Annotated in this window: 11 protein-coding genes; 5 read left to right on the top strand and 6 right to left on the bottom strand. The window is 34.6% G+C overall.

All coding sequences use genetic code 11. The features are described 5' to 3' along the window. On the top strand, positions 1 to 3,312 hold a 3,312-nt coding region (locus tag AC6QZF_RS05420; RefSeq protein ID WP_499798860.1), incomplete at its 5' end, for a DUF8696 domain-containing protein. 645 nt (positions 3,313 to 3,957) lie between these two features. Here AC6QZF_RS05420 and AC6QZF_RS05415 read toward each other — a convergent pair. From AC6QZF_RS05415 to AC6QZF_RS05390, 6 genes are all read right to left on the bottom strand, one after another. Then, complete coding sequence (locus AC6QZF_RS05415; RefSeq protein ID WP_499798859.1) at positions 3,958 to 5,115, bottom strand: sodium ion-translocating decarboxylase subunit beta; 1,158 nt, start codon at positions 5,113 to 5,115, stop codon at positions 3,958 to 3,960. Positions 5,116 to 5,127: 12 nt separating this feature from the next. Further along, the gene (locus AC6QZF_RS05410; RefSeq protein WP_499798858.1) at positions 5,128 to 5,472 is read right to left on the bottom strand and encodes an OadG family protein; all 345 of its coding nucleotides are present in this window, start codon (positions 5,470 to 5,472) and stop codon (positions 5,128 to 5,130) included. Positions 5,473 to 5,492: 20 nt separating this feature from the next. Next, positions 5,493 to 5,789 carry an ArsR/SmtB family transcription factor gene (locus tag AC6QZF_RS05405; protein ID WP_499798857.1) on the bottom strand — a complete coding sequence of 99 codons (297 nt, stop codon included), beginning with the start codon at positions 5,787 to 5,789 and terminating at the stop codon, positions 5,493 to 5,495. A 115-nt stretch (positions 5,790 to 5,904) separates the two neighbouring features. Beyond that, on the bottom strand, positions 5,905 to 6,720 hold the full coding sequence (locus AC6QZF_RS05400) for a carbohydrate ABC transporter permease (RefSeq protein WP_499798856.1): 816 nt from the start codon (positions 6,718 to 6,720) through the stop codon (positions 5,905 to 5,907). Next, positions 6,713 to 7,963 (bottom strand): competence/damage-inducible protein A, encoded by a 1,251-nt coding sequence (locus AC6QZF_RS05395; protein ID WP_499798855.1) that lies wholly within the window; start codon positions 7,961 to 7,963, stop codon positions 6,713 to 6,715. Before AC6QZF_RS05395 ends, AC6QZF_RS05400 begins: the two co-directional genes overlap by 8 nt. Positions 7,964 to 7,974: 11 nt before the next feature. Beyond that, on the bottom strand, positions 7,975 to 8,592 hold the full coding sequence (locus tag AC6QZF_RS05390) for an RNA polymerase sigma factor (protein ID WP_499798854.1): 618 nt from the start codon (positions 8,590 to 8,592) through the stop codon (positions 7,975 to 7,977). 99 nt (positions 8,593 to 8,691) lie between these two features. On the opposite strand from AC6QZF_RS05390, the gene AC6QZF_RS05385 reads away from it, so the two are divergent. The 4 genes from AC6QZF_RS05385 to AC6QZF_RS05370 all read left to right on the top strand — a co-directional run bounded on the left by AC6QZF_RS05385 (position 8,692) and on the right by AC6QZF_RS05370 (position 17,913). Further along, positions 8,692 to 14,334: a C25 family cysteine peptidase gene (locus tag AC6QZF_RS05385; protein WP_499798853.1), complete on the top strand. Its 5,643-nt coding sequence runs from the start codon at positions 8,692 to 8,694 to the stop codon at positions 14,332 to 14,334. Positions 14,335 to 14,426: 92 nt separating this feature from the next. After that, a complete protein-coding gene (locus AC6QZF_RS05380) occupies positions 14,427 to 15,848 on the top strand; it encodes an MFS transporter (protein ID WP_499798852.1) in 1,422 nt (473 codons plus the stop codon). A gap of 141 nt (positions 15,849 to 15,989) precedes the next feature. Further along, positions 15,990 to 16,553: an RNA polymerase sigma factor gene (locus AC6QZF_RS05375; RefSeq protein ID WP_499798851.1), complete on the top strand. Its 564-nt coding sequence runs from the start codon at positions 15,990 to 15,992 to the stop codon at positions 16,551 to 16,553. Continuing rightward, a complete protein-coding gene (locus AC6QZF_RS05370) occupies positions 16,543 to 17,913 on the top strand; it encodes an anti-sigma factor (protein ID WP_499798850.1) in 1,371 nt (456 codons plus the stop codon). Before AC6QZF_RS05375 ends, AC6QZF_RS05370 begins: the two co-directional genes overlap by 11 nt. Positions 17,914 to 17,953 lie beyond the last annotated feature (40 nt).

Genomic DNA, 17,953 nt, shown 5'->3' with positions numbered 1-17,953 from the left:
TTCACAACGATGATGCAGCCATTGACAGCAGTAGTATTATATATGCCATTAGATGGATCAACAAACGTAACATTGACACCGACATTAGAATGGCAGGCAGTAGCAACAGCAACAGGGTATCAGGTAGAAGTATCGACAAGCAGTACATTTGGTACGACAGTATTCAGTGGTACAACAAGCAATTTAACCCAAGCATTGAGTGGTTTGAGCTACAATACAACGTACTACTGGCGAGTAAGAGCATTGCGTGGCAGTGAACAAGGTCCATGGTCATCAGTATGGTCATTCACAACCGTTCAACAGGCTACTGTAGGTGCTCCAAACCAAGCTTCGTTCATTACTTTCTCTCAAGTTACACCTAACTCTATGAAAGTTACTTGGTTGAATGGTAATGGTGTTGGTCGCTTGCTTTTGGTTGCAGTAGAGAGCCTTAATCCTGCCCAATGGAATGCAATTCTTAATGCATTAAATGCTAACGTTGCAGCTTATGCAGGAGTAAATGGTAACTGGAATAATAAAGTACCTGTTACTGCTGCAGGCAAAACTGCTTATGTTGTCGGTAGAACAACTGGAACAGCTCGTTCTGTCGATGTTACTGGTCTTACGCCCGGCACAACTTACTACTTCCACGTTACCGAATACAACGGTTCAAATCCAGCCGTTTACAATGTTAATCAAGCATCACTTAACCCACGCAGCAAAGAAACCTTACTTGGTGTAGTTGCTCCTGTTGCAATTGCCGCAACAAATGTTACTACAAACTCATTTTTTGCTAATTGGACTCTTGCTTCTAGTCAATATGACTATTTTGAAGCAGATGTTAACGGCGAAATCGTTGATGTTGGTGCATTCCCAACCGCTAATGGATTTACTTTTGGCTTCTCTGCCGATCCAAATACAACTTACCAATATAAAGTTCGAACTATATACAACAATAATACTAGTGCTTGGTCTAACGTTCGTACTGTGACCACTTATCCTTTGAATGTTGTTACGGGTCCTGAAACAGGTTGCCAATTCAATCCAAATGTATTTACAGTTAATCTAACTAATGTTAGCATTCAGTGGTATGCTGAAGATGCTGATGAAGCATATGATTGGGGGAATAGTTTAACTGCAATTTGGGAAACTGATGGCAATTATGATGTAACAGCATATATCACTGATGCTTATGGCAATACTGGTTCACATACAGTTTCAATTAATATTAATCCTGCTCCAGAAGTTACTTGTCCAAATTCATTTGATGTTTGCGTTGATGCAGGTTTAATTAATTTGTATCAATTGCAAGGTGCAACTCCTGTTGGTGGTATTTTCTTTGGTGAAGGAGTTGATGATAATGGTAACTTTGATCCAGCTGAAGCCGGTGTTGGTGTACATACAATCATTTACGCTTATCAGAATTCACAAACCGGATGTGATAACTATTGCGAATTTGAAATTACTGTAAATCCGCTTCCAAATGTTATAGCTCCAAACGATATGTTTGTTTGTGCTAATTCTCCGCAGTTCACTCTTACTGGTGGATTGCCAGTAGGTGGCACATACTATTTGAATGGAGTTGCAATTACGACATTTAATCCTTCAAATATGAATCCAGGCGAATACGAAATTGAATATCGCTATACAAATGCAAATGGTTGCACTAATTCAGACTACTTTACAATTACTGTCAATCCATTGCCAGAAATTACAGTTAACGGATTTGAAGTTTGTGTATCTGCTTCTCCGTTCCAACTTAATGTAGCAACACCAGCAGGTGGTGTTTACAGTGGCACAGGCGTTTCCAATAATATGTTTAATCCAGCTGTTGCTGGCGTTGGTAACCATACAATCACCTATACTTATACAGACGCAAATGGCTGCACTAACTCTGCTCAGTTTACTATTACAGTTGTTCCTACTCCAGTTGTAACCGTTCCTGCTGATATGATCGTTTGTATTGATGCCAATCCTATTACATTGTCTGGTGCTACACCTACTGGTGGTACTTACACTGGTAATGGAGTTGTTAATGGTGTATTCTATCCAGCTCAAGCAGGTGTAGGCAATCACATTATTACTTACACTTATCAAGCTCTTGGATGTATAGCAACTGGAACATTTACTATTTCAGTTAAACCTCTTCCAGAAATTACTATCCCAACTTATCAACCAGTTTGTGTTCTTGACAATCCATTTGCACTAACAGCTTCTCCTATTGGTGGAACATTCTCCGGTGCAGGTGTTGCCAATGGTATGTTCAATCCATCTGTTGCTGGTGTTGGTAGCCATACAATTACATATACATACACTGATAATTTTGGTTGTACAAACAGCGCTAACTTTGTCATCGTTGTTACTCCTGCGGTCGTAATTACTCAGCAGCCAACCGATGTAACTGTTTTAGCAGGTCAAAATGCTACTTTCTCTGTTGTTGCACAAAATGCTACATCATATCAGTGGCAAGTTTCTGTTAACAATGGTCCTTGGAATAATATCGTTGGTGCTAATAGTGCTACATTAGTCCTCAATAATGTAGATCTATCAATGAATGGCAATCGTTATCGTGTTGTTGTTGGTAATTGTGGAACAGTCATTAGTAATGCTGCTACTTTGAATGTTGAACAACCTCTTGTTGTTCCAACTGTTCAAGCAAGCAATATCAACTGGCTCAGCTGGGGACGTACAAACATTAATATGAACTGGGCTAATGGTAATGGAAACGGTAGAATCGTTGCTGCTGTTGAAAACTCAACTACATTCCCGAACTGGACACCGACCCAAAACCACAACTATGCAAGTGTTGCTAACGCTAACTTTGCTTCAGCTGCTTTTGTTGATCAAACATTAGGTGTTAAGATTGTTTATGCAGGGAACGGTAATTCCTTAAATGTTACTGGTCTTACTCGCAACACTAACTATGCATTCCACGTATTCGAATACAATCAAACATCTGCTGGTATTCTCTACAACACTACTTCGACAGTTAACAACCCACGTAGCCGTAAAACAGCGCTCAAAGAAGGTGAATTTAATAACGACACTCGCTACTTAGACGCTCCATTTGCTCTAAGCAGTGTTTCTCCAAATCCTGCTTCTGACAACATCTACTTCAACATCGAAGCTTACGAAGCTGCTTCTTTCCGCTTAGAACTTGTCAATACTTTGGGTGAGGTTGTATTCGCTACTAACTTAAACCTTTCAGAAGGCACTTGGCCAATGAGCATTCCAACTATGGACGCTACTGGTCGCCTTGCTGACGGTACTTATATGTTGAGACTTGTATCTAACGGTTACGCTCAAACTCAGAAAGTAGTTGTAATCAAATAACGCTACTTAACCTTACAATAAAAAGCCTCGGAGAGCAATTCCGGGGCTTTTTTATTAATAAATTTACATTTGAATATGGCGCATAGACTATTATGTTTAATGTTGAGAAAGTGACTTTTCATCTCAATATTAATTTGTAGCAATTGTATGTATAATCATAAAAACATTTCTTTTATTGAAATACTTAATAGAATAACGCTTGTATTTCAATTAATTTACTTATACGATTACTTACTGATTAATATTTCTAAATACTTCAGATTACAAAAATATATTCTCAAATATTTAATTATTGTTTCTACTGTAAACCAAATAGTGAAAAGACTAAATCTAATAAATATTTAATCAATGCCTAATTTGACGAAATTATCCTAAACCAGTAATAATTGATAGTATCAATTGCAAAATTGTTATTAATCTATATACTGTGAATAACAATTATTTAAATTCATTATTATGACTATTATTGTTCAATACCGCAAAGGTATTTATTCTTCTTGTATTTATTTCTGACTATTTTTTGTAGGTAACAATAAAAAGATAAACTATATAATATTTTTAATTTATTCCTTTCTTTTTGTCAAGCTTCATAAAAAAAGAGACGCATTATAGCGTCTCTTTAATAATAATTTATGATGTTTACCTTTATTTAAATATTGCTAACAAAATGCCGGCTGCAATTGCAGAACCAATAACACCTGCTACATTTGGTCCCATAGCGTGCATTAGCAAATAGTTGTGTTTGTTGTATTCAAGACCAACGTTATGAGATACTCTCGCTGCCATTGGCACAGCCGATACACCAGCAGAACCAATTAATGGATTTACTTTTCCACCAGTTAATCTATACATTATTTTCCCCATTAACACTCCACCAACCGTTGACATTCCAAATGCAATTACACCCAAAATTATAATAAAAATTGTCTGCAATCTTAAAAATGATTCTGCCGCCATTGTAATCCCAACAGCTGTCCCTAAGAAAAACGTTACAATGTTTATTAGTTCGTTAGAAGCCATTTTAGCAAGACGTTCTACAACGCCGCTTTCTCTTAAAAGATTCCCACCCATTAGCATTGCAATAAGTGGAGCTGTCGGTGGAACTACCAGAATACTGAAAACCATTACGATTATTGGGAATAAAATTTTAACACGTTTCGATACTTTCTTAGGTGGTTCCATTACTACTTTTCTTTCTGTATCTGTTGTTAGCAATTTCATTATCGGAGGCTGAATTAACGGAACTAACGCCATATATGAATATGCTGCCACAGCTATTGGTCCCAACAAATGCGGTGCTAATTTCGATGTCAAATAAATTGCAGTCGGTCCATCTGCACCACCTATAATACCAATCGAAGCCGCTTCCTTGAATGTAAAGCCAAGTGCTACTGCAAAAATAAATGCGGCAAATACACCAAGCTGTGCCGCTGCCCCAAGCAAGAAAGTTTTTGGATTAGATAGCAACGGACCAAAATCTGTCATCGCTCCAATCCCTAAAAATATCAACGGCGGAAATATCTCTAATTTTATGCCTTTCGAAATCCAATAATATAACCCACCTGCTTCGTGAAACACTGGTTCCCCATTAATCATTTCAATTACAGGCGCTACAAGCAAACCAGAATTAGGTAAATTTGCAAGTATTGCCCCAAATGATATTGGTAATAGTAGCAAAGGCTCAAATCCTTTTACTATAGCCAGATACATTAATATTCCACTAATTGCAAACATAATCAATTGGGGATAACCAATTGACCAAAATCCCATTTGTTCTACAAATCTCATCAAATGTTCAAACATTTCATCACTCCATTATTGATTCTTCTGAATATTGTGGGAACTTATCAAATTCATTCTTCCTAATGTTGCCCACGGTGAAACAGGCTGTGATTTGATAAATCTTATTTGTTTAATTCTAATCTTACTTGATAATGTAACCGATGCTGCTGCTGTCAGTATTGCTACTAAATCGTCTTCATTTTCTGATTCAATAATTGTTTTAGCCCTTTCTGCCTTATTTTTCTGTTTTTCTACAAGAAAAATCTCTAATTTGTTCACTCCCTCAATGATTAAATAAAACAGAAAAAGTACTGATAAAACACCTGTCATTCCTACTGTCAATACTAATAATCCTTCAAAAATGTTATCCCAAAACATTTTAACTCCTTAATTTTATTTTAATGCTTATTTTTATCGCATATTGCCGTACAAATATTCTTTATTGTCGGGTCGGATATTCTATAATATCTCAATAGACCTTCCGGACGGCATTGAACTATTCCAGCGTTTTGCAGTAGTTTTAATTGCTTCGAGACATTTGCTTGCATAAGCCCAGTTGCATTGATGATTTCAGTTACATTTTTTTCACCGTCAAAAAGTGCTCTAATGATTTTTAATCGCGAATGTTTCGATAACATCTTGAATTTTTCAGTCATCAACTTTAAATCGCTGTCAGAAAAGTATATCTCATTCATAATACATAAACATTAATAATTATTAATAAATGATAATTAATTATCTAAAAAAAGCATAAGATAAGAAAAAAATGTTTAATTGTAAAGAAAAAATGCGATAGATATTTATTTAAGATTACTCTTTGAGTGCTCCGGAGGTGAGCCCACGAATGATTTGCTTTTGGAATATGATGAATAATATGATTATTGGCAGACCCGAAATTGCTGCGCCTGCAAACAAATGCCCCCAATCTATTGATTGTTTTCCAAGGTAAAATGCCAAACCAACCGGAAGCGTTCTGAATGATTCTTCATTTGTGAAAAGAAAAGGAAATAAAAAAGAATTCCAATTTGATAGAAATGTATATATTCCTAAAACAAACAAAATTGGTTTTGCAAGTGGTGCTACTATCGTAAATAATATCTGCCACTCACTCGCTCCATCTATTCGTGCCGCATCTTCAATATCATTCGGCAGATTCAATATATACTGCCTTACCAAAAAAATTCCAAACGGAGTTACCATCCACGGAACTGTCAATGCAAAATATGTATTTATCCAACCTAATTCTACCATTAACCTATATAATGGTACCATTATCACGTGCGAAGGAATAAACAAAACTGCTATTACACTCGAAAATATTATTTTACTTGTAAGCGATTTCCATCTTGCCAAAGCATATCCTACCATCAGACAAAAAAGCAAATTGCTTAACGTTACAATGCTTGCAACCAATATTGAGTTGAAAAAATATATATCAAATCTATCACTTTTAAAAGCATCTATATAGTTTTTCAAAGTAAAGTCTGATGTTAGTAATTGAATTAGCGTTTTGCCTTCGGGATATTCTTTCAAAGAATAAAATACCATCAGTAGCATAGGCACTATCATACCTATTGATGTCAAGATTAGCACAAGATAGATTAATATTTTCGCAATCCTATTCAACTAATACCTTTTTGAGCTCATTTAATGCCGTAAATACTGCTCTTTCTCTATTGATATTTCTATTCCCACCAAAAATAAACTTCTTTGCATATGTCTTTTCTCGGCTTGATAAACCAATCCATACTGTGCCAGCAGGTTTTTCAGGAGTTCCACCTGTCGGGCCGGCAATCCCCGTAATACTAATTCCAAAGTCAGTATTAAAGATTTTTCTTACATTTTCAGCCATTTCACAAGCTGTTTGCTCGCTTACTGCGCCAAATTCGAGCAATGTCTTCTCTTGAACATTTAGTCGTATAGTTTTTGCCCAGTTCGAATAGGTAATTTCACCTCCAATGAAAAATTCGCTTGCTCCACTTACTGAGGTTATTTCTGCACCAAGCATCCCGCCCGTGCAAGATTCTGCTACCGACAAAGTTTTATTCTTTGTTTTGAGTAATTCACAAACTGTTTCTGTTAGTTCTTTATTTCCCAGTGGCAGAACAAAATTAGCGATTTTACTAATTAGTGTTTTTTCAATCTCGTATAATCTTTTGTCGCACGAAGAAAAATCCATACCTGTGACCCCAATTCTTAACCTAACACCCTTTGTCGATGGAAGGTAAGCAAGCGATTCGCCTTCTTTCATGAACTTTCTTTCGTCTCCGATTAATTCTGCCAAGTTCGATTCAGGTATTCCTGATGTGTGGATGGTTTTATATTTTACTACCGATTCGTGCCTTTTTTCAATTTCATTTATGAGTAACGGAATGATAAAATTTACCATCATTTCTTTCATCTCATAAGGTACTCCCGGCAACGATATGTAATATCTTCCATTCTCGTAGAATACCATCCCAGGAGCAGTTCCTAACTTATTACGTATAACCTGGCATTTTGATGGCACTTCTGCCTGAGAAAGCGATAATTTTGATATCTCCCTTTCTCTTTTTCTATGAAATTCTTCTATATCCGAATAAGCATCTTTATTTAGCAATAGCTGGTCGCCGAAATACTCCAGTAGAATTGATTTTGTTATATCATCACTTGTCGGACCAAGTCCACCCGTCATTATTATTACATCTGAACTTTTTTCAAGATATTTAAGCGATTCTATTAATCTAAATTTATTATCTCCAACAGTCAGGTGAAATATAATTTCTGTCCCAATTTCTGTACATTTTTCTGCTATCCATTGGGCATTTGAATTGAGAATCTGACCAATACATATCTCATCGCCAATCGATAGAATAGATACTTTCAACATAAACTTTCAAATTAATTTAATAAGATATGTTTATAACGTTTTAATTTTAATTGTAGTATCTTGCGAGCGCGAAATAAATTCGCTTTCACTGTCCCCAGCGGCATATTTAATCTTTCTGCTATTTCGCTATAATCAAGTTCTTCAAAATGACGCAATGAAATAATTTCTCTGAATTTTTCAGGCAATTCTTCAACAGCTTTTTTAATTATTTCAAATCTCTCTTGTTCAATTAATTTTGTATCAATAGTTTTATCGGTATCCTCAATCTCAATATATAATGCTTCATTCGATTTGTTGCTTTCAGCATTAATTGAAACAGTATTGAATTTTTTCTTTCTGATAAAATCAATACAGTTATTTGATGCTATCCTATATAACCACGATGAAAATGAATACTCAAATTTGAAACTGCTTAGTGAGTTAAATGCTTTTATAAAAGTCTCCTGCACCAAATCCGCTACATCATCTTCATCCTTTATCATTTTTCTGATTAAATTTGCCAAAATTTTCGAGTATCTCTTTTCGAGAATTTTATACGCCTTTTCATCATTTTTTTCTAAAATGAGTATGATTAATTCTTTGTCATCTTGACTTTTATTTCTAATAATATCTTTTTTTCTCTCATCCATAATTCTAAAAATATAATTATTTTTTTAATTTAAGAAATCTTTTTGCGTATATTTTGTCTTTATTAATTCTATTTTGTTGAATATTTTTATCGAAATAAAATGAAAAAAACAATAATATTGCTTTATTTTCTCTCGACTTTTTCGCTTTTTTCTGAATTAATAATAAACTCAAACCAAAATGAAATAATTATCAAGCTGAATAATCTTGAAAAAATGGTCATTAATAATTATGATCAGTTGAAACTATTTACATCGTTCGACACTCTCGGTAATTTTAATAGTTTAATTTTCCCAATTGCTTTGCAGAAGGATAATGATTTCCATTTATCTTACAAAGTGTATTCCTACAAAGCAACTGTTATTGAATTTGAAACTCAATCTAATCTTGCATTATTAGAGAAAATACATTCCTCAATACGACGAAACGTTAAAATTGCTCGACTTAAGCTAAATCCTTTTCTTTTCGAAAACGGTACTCCACTCATCGCTGATAGTTTAGAAATCAAGATTTCTTTTACTTATCCAATAAATACTTTCTCAAAAAGCAATAAAAAACTATTTGAATACGAAAAATCATTTTTCAGGGATATAATAAATCCTGAACATTTGCCAGCGATATTAGACAATTCTTCGATTAAGCAGCAGATATATCCTCAGTCCGCAAATTGGTATAATCCTAAACAAAAGTATTTAAAAATAGAGACCAATAAATTTTCAATTGCTGCAATTGATGGCTTGCAGATACTTAGTTTAATACCCGAATGGGAAAATAAACCAGTTGACGCTTTTCATCTGCTTTATATGGGGATGGACTATCCAATTTATATTAGTTCTGATAATCAATTCTTTAATTCTAAATCAAAAATTTATTTTTTAAGTAGAGCAGCCCAGGGAGATACGACTTATTTAGATTTCTACACTGATAAAGCTGTGTTCTATCTGTTCGTAGATGATAATAAAACACCAGTTCGGCTATCTTTATTCCCAGAAGTAACTGCAACAAATTCTATACAAATTGTTGAAATTGATTATCACATCGAACTTGATAAAGAATATTTCGGTGGGACTAATGATATTTATTCTCGTCAAGATTATCTTGAAGGGTGGTATTGGGCAAAAATTCATCGTTTTAAGGAGTGGTGGGAAGAGCAACTGTTCGGCTTTAAGCATTATTTCCCGATTTTGCCTTCCGAAAATGATTCTCTTCGTATCTTATATCGATTTGCTACTCTAAATATTTCTCTACCTGGCATTGGGCTTCAATATCGTGGAAAAGATCCCCTTCAAAAATATTTTTTCCATACAATTTTCAACAAAGACACTGCTAATGCTACTTTTGTCAATCAATGGACAGATTCAATTATTAGTTTCTCAGTCGCCGGCAATAATATTTATAATGGACTTAACGAGCTTAAAATACTCAATCGTAGAGTTGATTCTTCAAATGGATTGCTCGGAGTGGATTTCTTTCGCTTCCAGGGCAAGGTCAAGCCATTTCCGACAAAAGGTTTTATTCAGTTTGATATAAAAAAACTACAGCAACCAAGTAATCTAACAATTCCCGGATTTAACTCTTCCAATGTTGTTTTGCTCGACACTATAAATAAATTGATTTCATTCTCTAACGGTGTGGAAGGGTTCCGATTTGCTGCTTCTGCTGGTTCGCAAGCTAACACATTAGTGATAAATGATACTTGTGTTTATATTGATAGTGGATTTGTTTTTGCTTATCATAATTTCTCAGAAATAAGAGTTTTAATTTTCAATGATAACATCAGTTCTAATGTTCTTTCTTCAATTTATAATCAATTGCCAGATAATTCATTAGTGCTTTTTGCAAATAATATGCGCAAAACTTTACCTTCTGATGTACGTTCCTTCTTCCAAAGCATTGGTAGCAACGAAATGTCCAATTACTCTTCCGACAAAAATTGGGTCTTTGCATCGTTAAAAGGAAAATCCGAAAAATTTGAAAAATTAAGCAATAATATTGCATCTATTAATGGTTTCTTTGCACAGAAAAATGCTGGATCGTTTCAAATTAATTTTGATTTCGAAGCAGATAAGAATTATTCTATTTTCTTGAATTCATTTAACTCTATTCAAATTCCAGTTGTCAGTTTATCTAATGAAACAGATTTACCTAATGAAAATAAAGGCGCTGAGCTAATAATTGTTTCTCATAATAAATTTTTCGAGAAAGCTAAGCAGTATTCAGAATACAAAGCAAGCAAAGGTGTTTCAAACATTTTAGTTGATGTTGATGATATATACAAAGAATTTAATTATGGTAAAATTTCTCCACTTGCCATTAAAAAATATTTACTATATGCCTACCAGAATTGGGAGATTAGACCCAAATATTTACTCTTGATTGGAGACGCCTCCTGGGACAGCAGGAAAGTCCTTGCAGGTAGCCGTAGCGATTGCTTTATTCCATCTTTTGGTTGGCCAGTTTCAGACTATTGGTTCGGACTTTTGGACGGAGAGGATTTCGATCCAGAAGTAATAGTCGGGCGTATTCCAGCCCAAACAAAACAAGAAGTTGCTAACTATATTGAAAAAGCAATTGCTTTCGAAAACCAACCAAATGCCCGCTGGATGAAAAAATTCTTATTTCTTTCTGGCGGAGATAGCGAATTGCAACGCCGTTCATTCGCATCATACCGTTATAATGTTTTCGACAAGGTTGAGCCATACCCGATTTGTGCCGAAACAGCGTGGGTGGGAATAAAAAATTTCAATGCTGGTAGCGAAGAACAAAAAAATGAAATATTGTCTCACCTAAATTCTGGAACTATCTGGACTTTCTTTTTCGGACACGCTTCTTCGCAGGTGTTCGATTTAGATGGCTGGCACGTCGAATATATGAACAATAAAGGAAGGACAGGCTTTCTTTCCACTCTCTCTTGCAATGCTGGTGCATTTGCCGAACCTCTTGATTTTCACGGTAGAAATGAATCTTACGTCCTTGCGAAAGATAATGGCTTTGTTATTACTTATGGTTCAACTGGTGTTGGTATGGTCGAAGGTGCCCTTTCACTGATGACTTATATGGTTGATGGTTTTTCGGACTACCGCATAGCACTTCGACGTGCTGGTGATATTTTGCTATATGGAACCTCTCGTCTCGATCCTTCTCAATGGGTGTATTATGTAACTCGTGATTTAGTCAGCCTTCTTGGCGACCCAACTCTTTCTATTCGATTAGGTTATGAACCTGATCTGTTTATACCTCGCAATGAGATTTCCATTTCAAACCAAAACAACGAGACTGTTCTCTCCGAAACTGAAAAATATGCCACTGTTAAAGGTCGAGTTTATAACAATGGTTATGCCCAGAACAATCCTTTGTATGTTCGCCTAATTCGAAAATACGAAAATCAAGCAGATACTTTATTCCAGCATTTTAATCTAATCTGCAATATAGCCGAGTTCGAATTCCAACTTCCAATCGAAAATTTACCCGGAGAACATTCAATTGAAATATTAGCACAAAGCGATTTCTTTGTGGATAAAAATTTTTCTGATAATTCAGTGAATTCTACTTTCTTTGTGTATTCCCAAAATATTATTCCAATCGACCCACAAGCTAATTGGAATGTTACTCCTCATAATCTAGTTTTTCGTTTTATTAATTTTTTCGACAAGGAACAGGCTGCTTTTTATTTAGATATTCTTTCAGTTAATGATAAAGATACTAATATTATTGCAAGTTCAGAAGGTCGACAGATTTTTGTTTATGATGGATATTTGGATTGGAAACCTGAAATTGAGTTGGAAGCCAATAAATCTTATGTTTTACGGTATAAAGTTCTTAATTTATCCACTGGAACATCGAGCTATTATTCGTTTTTACCGTTTTATACTTCGGATAACCAATTAAGTAAAACCCAAATTAAAATTACAGATTATTCAGATTTTTCTAATTTTCAATTCGACGGCACTGAAATATCTGATGATAAAATAAAAATCAAAAATCCAAAAATACACTTTTCGTTGCTCGGGCTAAACGGCTATCCTACTGGCGAACTCGATTCCTGGGTGAATATTACTCTTGGCAACGATGTGTATATTGACCACCGGTATTACCGTGGTTTCAACGTTGTTGTCGTGCCTAAAAATCAACGATTGCCGAAAGGTCGCTATTATAGATTTGATACATGGGAACTGCCTGATGATGCTCGCAACTTGGTTAGGCTTCTCCGCGATAGCGTAACAAATGATGATTATGTTCTGATTGCTACTTGCAATCAATCTTTCCGTGCTTTCGAAGAACTTGTTCCCAATACCGATTTTGCTTATATCGATAGCCTTCGTTTGCTTCTCAAAGATTTGTATCACTCTAATCTTGCAGAACAATTAGCTTCCAATAAATCTTTTGTTTATGCAGGTGGAAAAAGCAGTAATCAAATTTGGGAAAGTATCAATGATTTTGATAGTGCAATGGTCGAAGGTTACCTTGAATTTTACTCGCTTAATGGTAATGCAACTTATTCTTGTGTTTCTCCTGCTAAAAGGTGGGGCAGTATCAAAATAACTGGTTACTATGATGAACCTGAAAATATTGAAACACAATTAACATTTTTTTCTTCTGATAACTCACTTTCCTTGGATACTACACTTCTGGGAACAGGTTTATTTAGTCTTTCCAACGTTTCTTCCGAAAAATTCCCATTCTTAAAGATCAATTTATCTTTAAAGAAATCGCATTATTTAGACGACATTTTTATTGATGATGTTACCATTGATTTAGAGCCATCAGAAGAATTGCTACTTTTGCCAAATTCACATATTTCTTTTCCAAACATTTTGCGTGGCGATACTAACGAAATCCAACTCAACATTAAAAACTTATCTTTACGTTCAAATTCAGGTAATATCAAAGCTCAAATCGCTATTAAGGACCAATTTAATGCTAGCGCTCAATATCAATTTACTCTTGATACAATCAAAGTAAATGAAACGCTTCCCTTTGTTGCTAAAATCCCAACTGATAATTTTAGCGGGACAATTTCGATACAGTCATCAATTACTTCATCTCATACAGAACGCTTTCTATTCAACAACATTCGTCAGACTAACTTCAATACGCGAGAAGATACAGTTCGTCCTTGGATTATTGCTAAATTTGATGATAAAATCGTAAAAAACGGCGATTATATCTCAAATTCCCCCCTAATTTCTGTTGAACTCTATGATAATTCACTTTTGCCTGTTGTCAGACAAAATGATTTGCGAGTCCGTATCAATGGCGTTATGCAAACACCCGAACGCTGCAAATACTACCAACTCGAAACTTTTGGAAATACTCGTCCGCTCAAAGCCAAGCTTACAATTATACCTGATACTCTTAGAGAATTAGATAATTCGGTACTTATTTATTTTTCTGACGCTTCCTCTAACCGTGATACCGTAAAATATTTCCTGAAAATTTCCAAAAATGGTGAAATTAAAGATAATTTGATTTATCCAAATCCTTCAAAATATAAAACTAATCTTAAATTCTACTTGCTTTCTCCCGAAAACAATCAATCGTTTACGATCTATTTCTACAACTCTTTTGGACAAAAAATTCGTCAATTCAGTTTTATAGCTACAATTGGAGAAAATATTCTAAGTTTCGATAATGTTGACGACCAGAGGAATTTGTTGCCCAATGGTGTTTATTTCTACTCAATTATCAGCAATAACTCAATTTATTATGAATCAGTATTTGGTAAGTTTCTGATTAATTATTGATTTTTTTTCATCAAAAAATAATTTTTTATTAAGCAAAATTATTATTATCTTGAGCTTTTAGTAAGTTTTTGTTAATAATATTAGAATGATTTATGGCAGAAGAAAAGAAAAAAGTAAGTTTAAAAGATTTTCCACCAATGTTTTGGTTGGTTATCCTTTTTGAATTTTTCGAGAGAGGTTCATACTATGGTATGATGAGCATTCTCTCCGTTTATCTTACAGACCAACTTAATTTTACAAAAGAAAGCGTTGGACTTATTAAAAGTACAATCCAACCGCTACTTTATTTCCTTCCGATTCTTGCCGGAGCAATTGCCGATAGAATGGGTTATCGTCGCACCCTTATGGTAGCTTTTTCTTTGCTCGGAATTGGCTATTTTCTCACAAGTCAGACCACGGCATATTCAGCTGTCTTCTTCTCATTAGTCATTATGGGACTTGGCGCGGGAACATTTAAACCAATTATTTCAGGAACTATTGCCAAAGTAACAGACGAGAATACTTCTTCCGTTGGATTTGGAATATTCTACTGGTCTATTAACCTTGGTGCTTTCCTCTTTCCAATGTTTTTAGTCCCATACTTAAAATCTATTGATTGGAGCTATGTAATGATAGCTTCTGCAATTTTTACTGGTGTTATGGTTATCCCTACTTTACTGTTTTTCCGTGAACCAAAACGAGAAGAAAAACCAAAAGAATCTTTAGGCACTGCTATTAAAGCAATTTTCAGCAAAATCGCTATCGTTTTTATGGATTGGAGATTTATCCTATTTATTTTCCTTTATTCGCTCTTTTGGATTCTCTACTTCCAAATGTTCGATAGCGTTCTTTGGTATGTTAAAGCATTTGTCGATCCAACTCCACTTAATAATTTTGTTTATAATACTTTTGGAATTAAATGGAGCTTTGATGTCGAACACGTTACCGTTATTAATGCTCTTACTATTATTTTACTTCAAATTGTTATTTCGGCACTTGTCCGAAATGCACGAGCTTTCCCAACTATGATAACAGGTATTTCTATTGCTACTCTTGGTATGGCTATCCTTTCATTAAGCACCAGCATTTGGGTGTTTATCGCGGGTATTTTCATCTTTTCAATCGGTGAAATGACCGCTCACCCAAAATACATTTCTTATCTTGGACTAATAGCACCACCAGACAAAAAGGCTACCTATATGGGATTTGGCTTCCTCTATGGGTTCTTCGGTTCCTCAATTGGAGGTATAGTTGGTGCTTTTCTCTATGTTGCTTTTATTGATAATCCAATGATTGCTTTCATAAAAGATAGATTAGCTGCAAGCGGCTCCGATATTGTTCTCCCCGCAAGAGTTACCATAAACGAAGCCTTAGCCGCTGCAGAGCAAATTGGTCTCACCAAGGAACAAGTTGCCCAATATGCACATCCATCAGAACTTTGGTTGATTTTTGCTGGTATTGGAATTTTATGTATTATCAGCCTCTTCCTCTATGAAAAACTTATTGGAACTCGTGATACAAACAACAATAAATAAAGAATATTTAATGATATTTTTACAAGGATGTTAGTTTTTTTTCTAACATCCTTGTTTTTAAATAAATGAAATAATTCAAAAAAATCTGTAACTTTATGAAAACTATTTTTGTCTTACGTTCAAGTGTAATGTGCTTAATAAATGTTTAAAAGTAGCAAACATATTGCAAGTGATAGCGAGATTATCGAAGCTGCTGAAAATTTCAAGAAAGGTAGTGCAGAAGCATTTCATATTTTGTATAATAAATACCAACAAAATATTTATCGCTTCTGTTTGCGTATGCTTGGCGATTCTGTAATTGCAAAAGATGCCTTTCAAGAAATTTTTATAAAAGTTTATGAACACCGGACTAATTTTAAAGGAAATAATTTTGCTGCTTGGCTTTATACTATCGCTCGCAATACTTGCTTGAATTATATCAGAGCTCGCAAAGAACACGAAATTTTCGACGAAGTCTATCACGGTCAATTGCGTATGCCAAGTAGTGATGTTGGTATGCGTGAATTTATCGAAAAATCAGTTGCCCAATTGCCAGTTACTTTGCGGGAAGCGCTAATACTACGCGAATACGAAGAACGCTCTTACCAGGAAATTGCCGATATACTAGGCATCGAACTCTCTCTTGCAAAAGTTAGAGTACACCGAGCAAGGCTTCTTCTTCGTAGAATGTTGCAACCAATTATGAAGGAAATACATGAAACTTGACGATTTAATATCTAAATACCTTGATGGTGAACTTTCTTACGACGAGGATATTCATCTTCGCAATTTGCTGAAAAACAATCCAGATACCAAGGCAGAGTTTGATTCTGCTGTGCTTATCAATTCTGCAATTCGCGAAGATGCTCAATCTATTCAGGCGTCACAGGATTTTCTCAAAAATACAGAAGACTTAGTCCTGATGCGTATCCTGTCGGCTAATGAACCTGCTGTCGCTCAAAAAGAAAAAAGAAAACTTCCTCTATGGTTGCCCGGACTTTCTTTTATGTTCGCTTTGTTTATGATTGCTACTCTTTATTTTATTACAAATACTTCAAATACAGATTCTGTTAGCAATTCCCGTGCTCTATCACTTAATAATCCGAGCAGTCAGCAACAGCAAAATAACCCAAATTTATCTGATGATTTTTCTGATACTACAAAACAGAATACCTCTACACCAAAATCTCATTCACCGAAAGTTTTTGTTTCCAAATATAACAAAGATTCTCAAATCGCTCAGATTTTATCAGAAAGTAATTCTAAATTATCTGAAAGCTTTTCCTCAAATGATATTCTTTCAGATGCAATATCATATAATTTATATCAACCTGCCATTAATTCTAAAATTGTTGAAGATTCAGAAAATATTTCAAAGGCTTTAAGTAGTAATAATTATTCTAACGAAAAACTTTTAACTACTTCTAATGCTTCTTCGTTTACTTTATTTTCATCTCGGTTGCTTTCTTCAAATTTTGCAAATCAAAATAATCAAATTAAACTGAATCCTAATGCTAACATAAATTTATCATTCCTTGAAAATTTCACCACTCCTGTTATATTATCAACACTTTATACCGCAAACTCTATTAATAAAAATGCTAAAACCATTTCCTCTCTGTCACAGAGTATTGCTTATAATTGCACCGAGGATGTAGCTTTGGGTATAGAGTTTGGCTATACAGAATATAATTACGACAGAACAACTATGATTAAAGTTCCTTTTACAAATGGTTCTCTTAACTCAAAAGTCGAAATTGGGAATAATCACGACCAATCAAGTGAGTATGTCTATATACCAATAAATTTAGCTCAAAACTACAAACAATATTGGGTCTCCACATTTATGGATTATGATGTTTTTGATTACGAACGTATTTCTCTAAATACAAGAATTGGTGCGGGATTATCTGGCAATGGAGCTATGTTTTATTCAAGGCTTATTTCAGATGTCGAACTTTTCAACGGTGTTTATTTGAAATTTGGCGGTGAAATAAAATCGTTCGAAGGACTTGTTCTCAATGCTAAAACAAAATATATTACTACTGGTTCTTTGATTTATGGAATTAAATTAAAACTTTATTAACAAATATTTCACATTTTTTATGTTTGATGAATTTTTTTTG

It is taken from the genome of Eximiradius sp., from assembly GCA_937127445.1.
Lineage (GTDB): Bacteria > Bacteroidota > Ignavibacteria > Kapaibacteriales > UBA2268 > JAKIZO01.
This window is presented reverse-complemented; position numbering and strand designations above follow the sequence as displayed.

What these genes read in the sequence shown, in the direction of transcription:
- AC6QZF_RS05415 (WP_499798859.1), bottom strand. Translation starts at nt 5,115, where the DNA reads ATGTTTGAACATTTGATGAGATTTGTAGAACAAATGGGATTTTGGTCA.
- AC6QZF_RS05410 (WP_499798858.1), bottom strand. Translation starts at nt 5,472, where the DNA reads ATGTTTTGGGATAACATTTTTGAAGGATTATTAGTATTGACAGTAGGA.
- AC6QZF_RS05405 (WP_499798857.1), bottom strand. Translation starts at nt 5,789, where the DNA reads ATGAATGAGATATACTTTTCTGACAGCGATTTAAAGTTGATGACTGAA.
- AC6QZF_RS05395 (WP_499798855.1), bottom strand. Translation starts at nt 7,963, where the DNA reads ATGTTGAAAGTATCTATTCTATCGATTGGCGATGAGATATGTATTGGT.
- AC6QZF_RS05390 (WP_499798854.1), bottom strand. Translation starts at nt 8,592, where the DNA reads ATGGATGAGAGAAAAAAAGATATTATTAGAAATAAAAGTCAAGATGAC.
- AC6QZF_RS05385 (WP_499798853.1), top strand. Translation starts at nt 8,692, where the DNA reads ATGAAAAAAACAATAATATTGCTTTATTTTCTCTCGACTTTTTCGCTT.
- AC6QZF_RS05380 (WP_499798852.1), top strand. Translation starts at nt 14,427, where the DNA reads ATGGCAGAAGAAAAGAAAAAAGTAAGTTTAAAAGATTTTCCACCAATG.
- AC6QZF_RS05375 (WP_499798851.1), top strand. Translation starts at nt 15,990, where the DNA reads ATGTTTAAAAGTAGCAAACATATTGCAAGTGATAGCGAGATTATCGAA.
- AC6QZF_RS05370 (WP_499798850.1), top strand. Translation starts at nt 16,543, where the DNA reads ATGAAACTTGACGATTTAATATCTAAATACCTTGATGGTGAACTTTCT.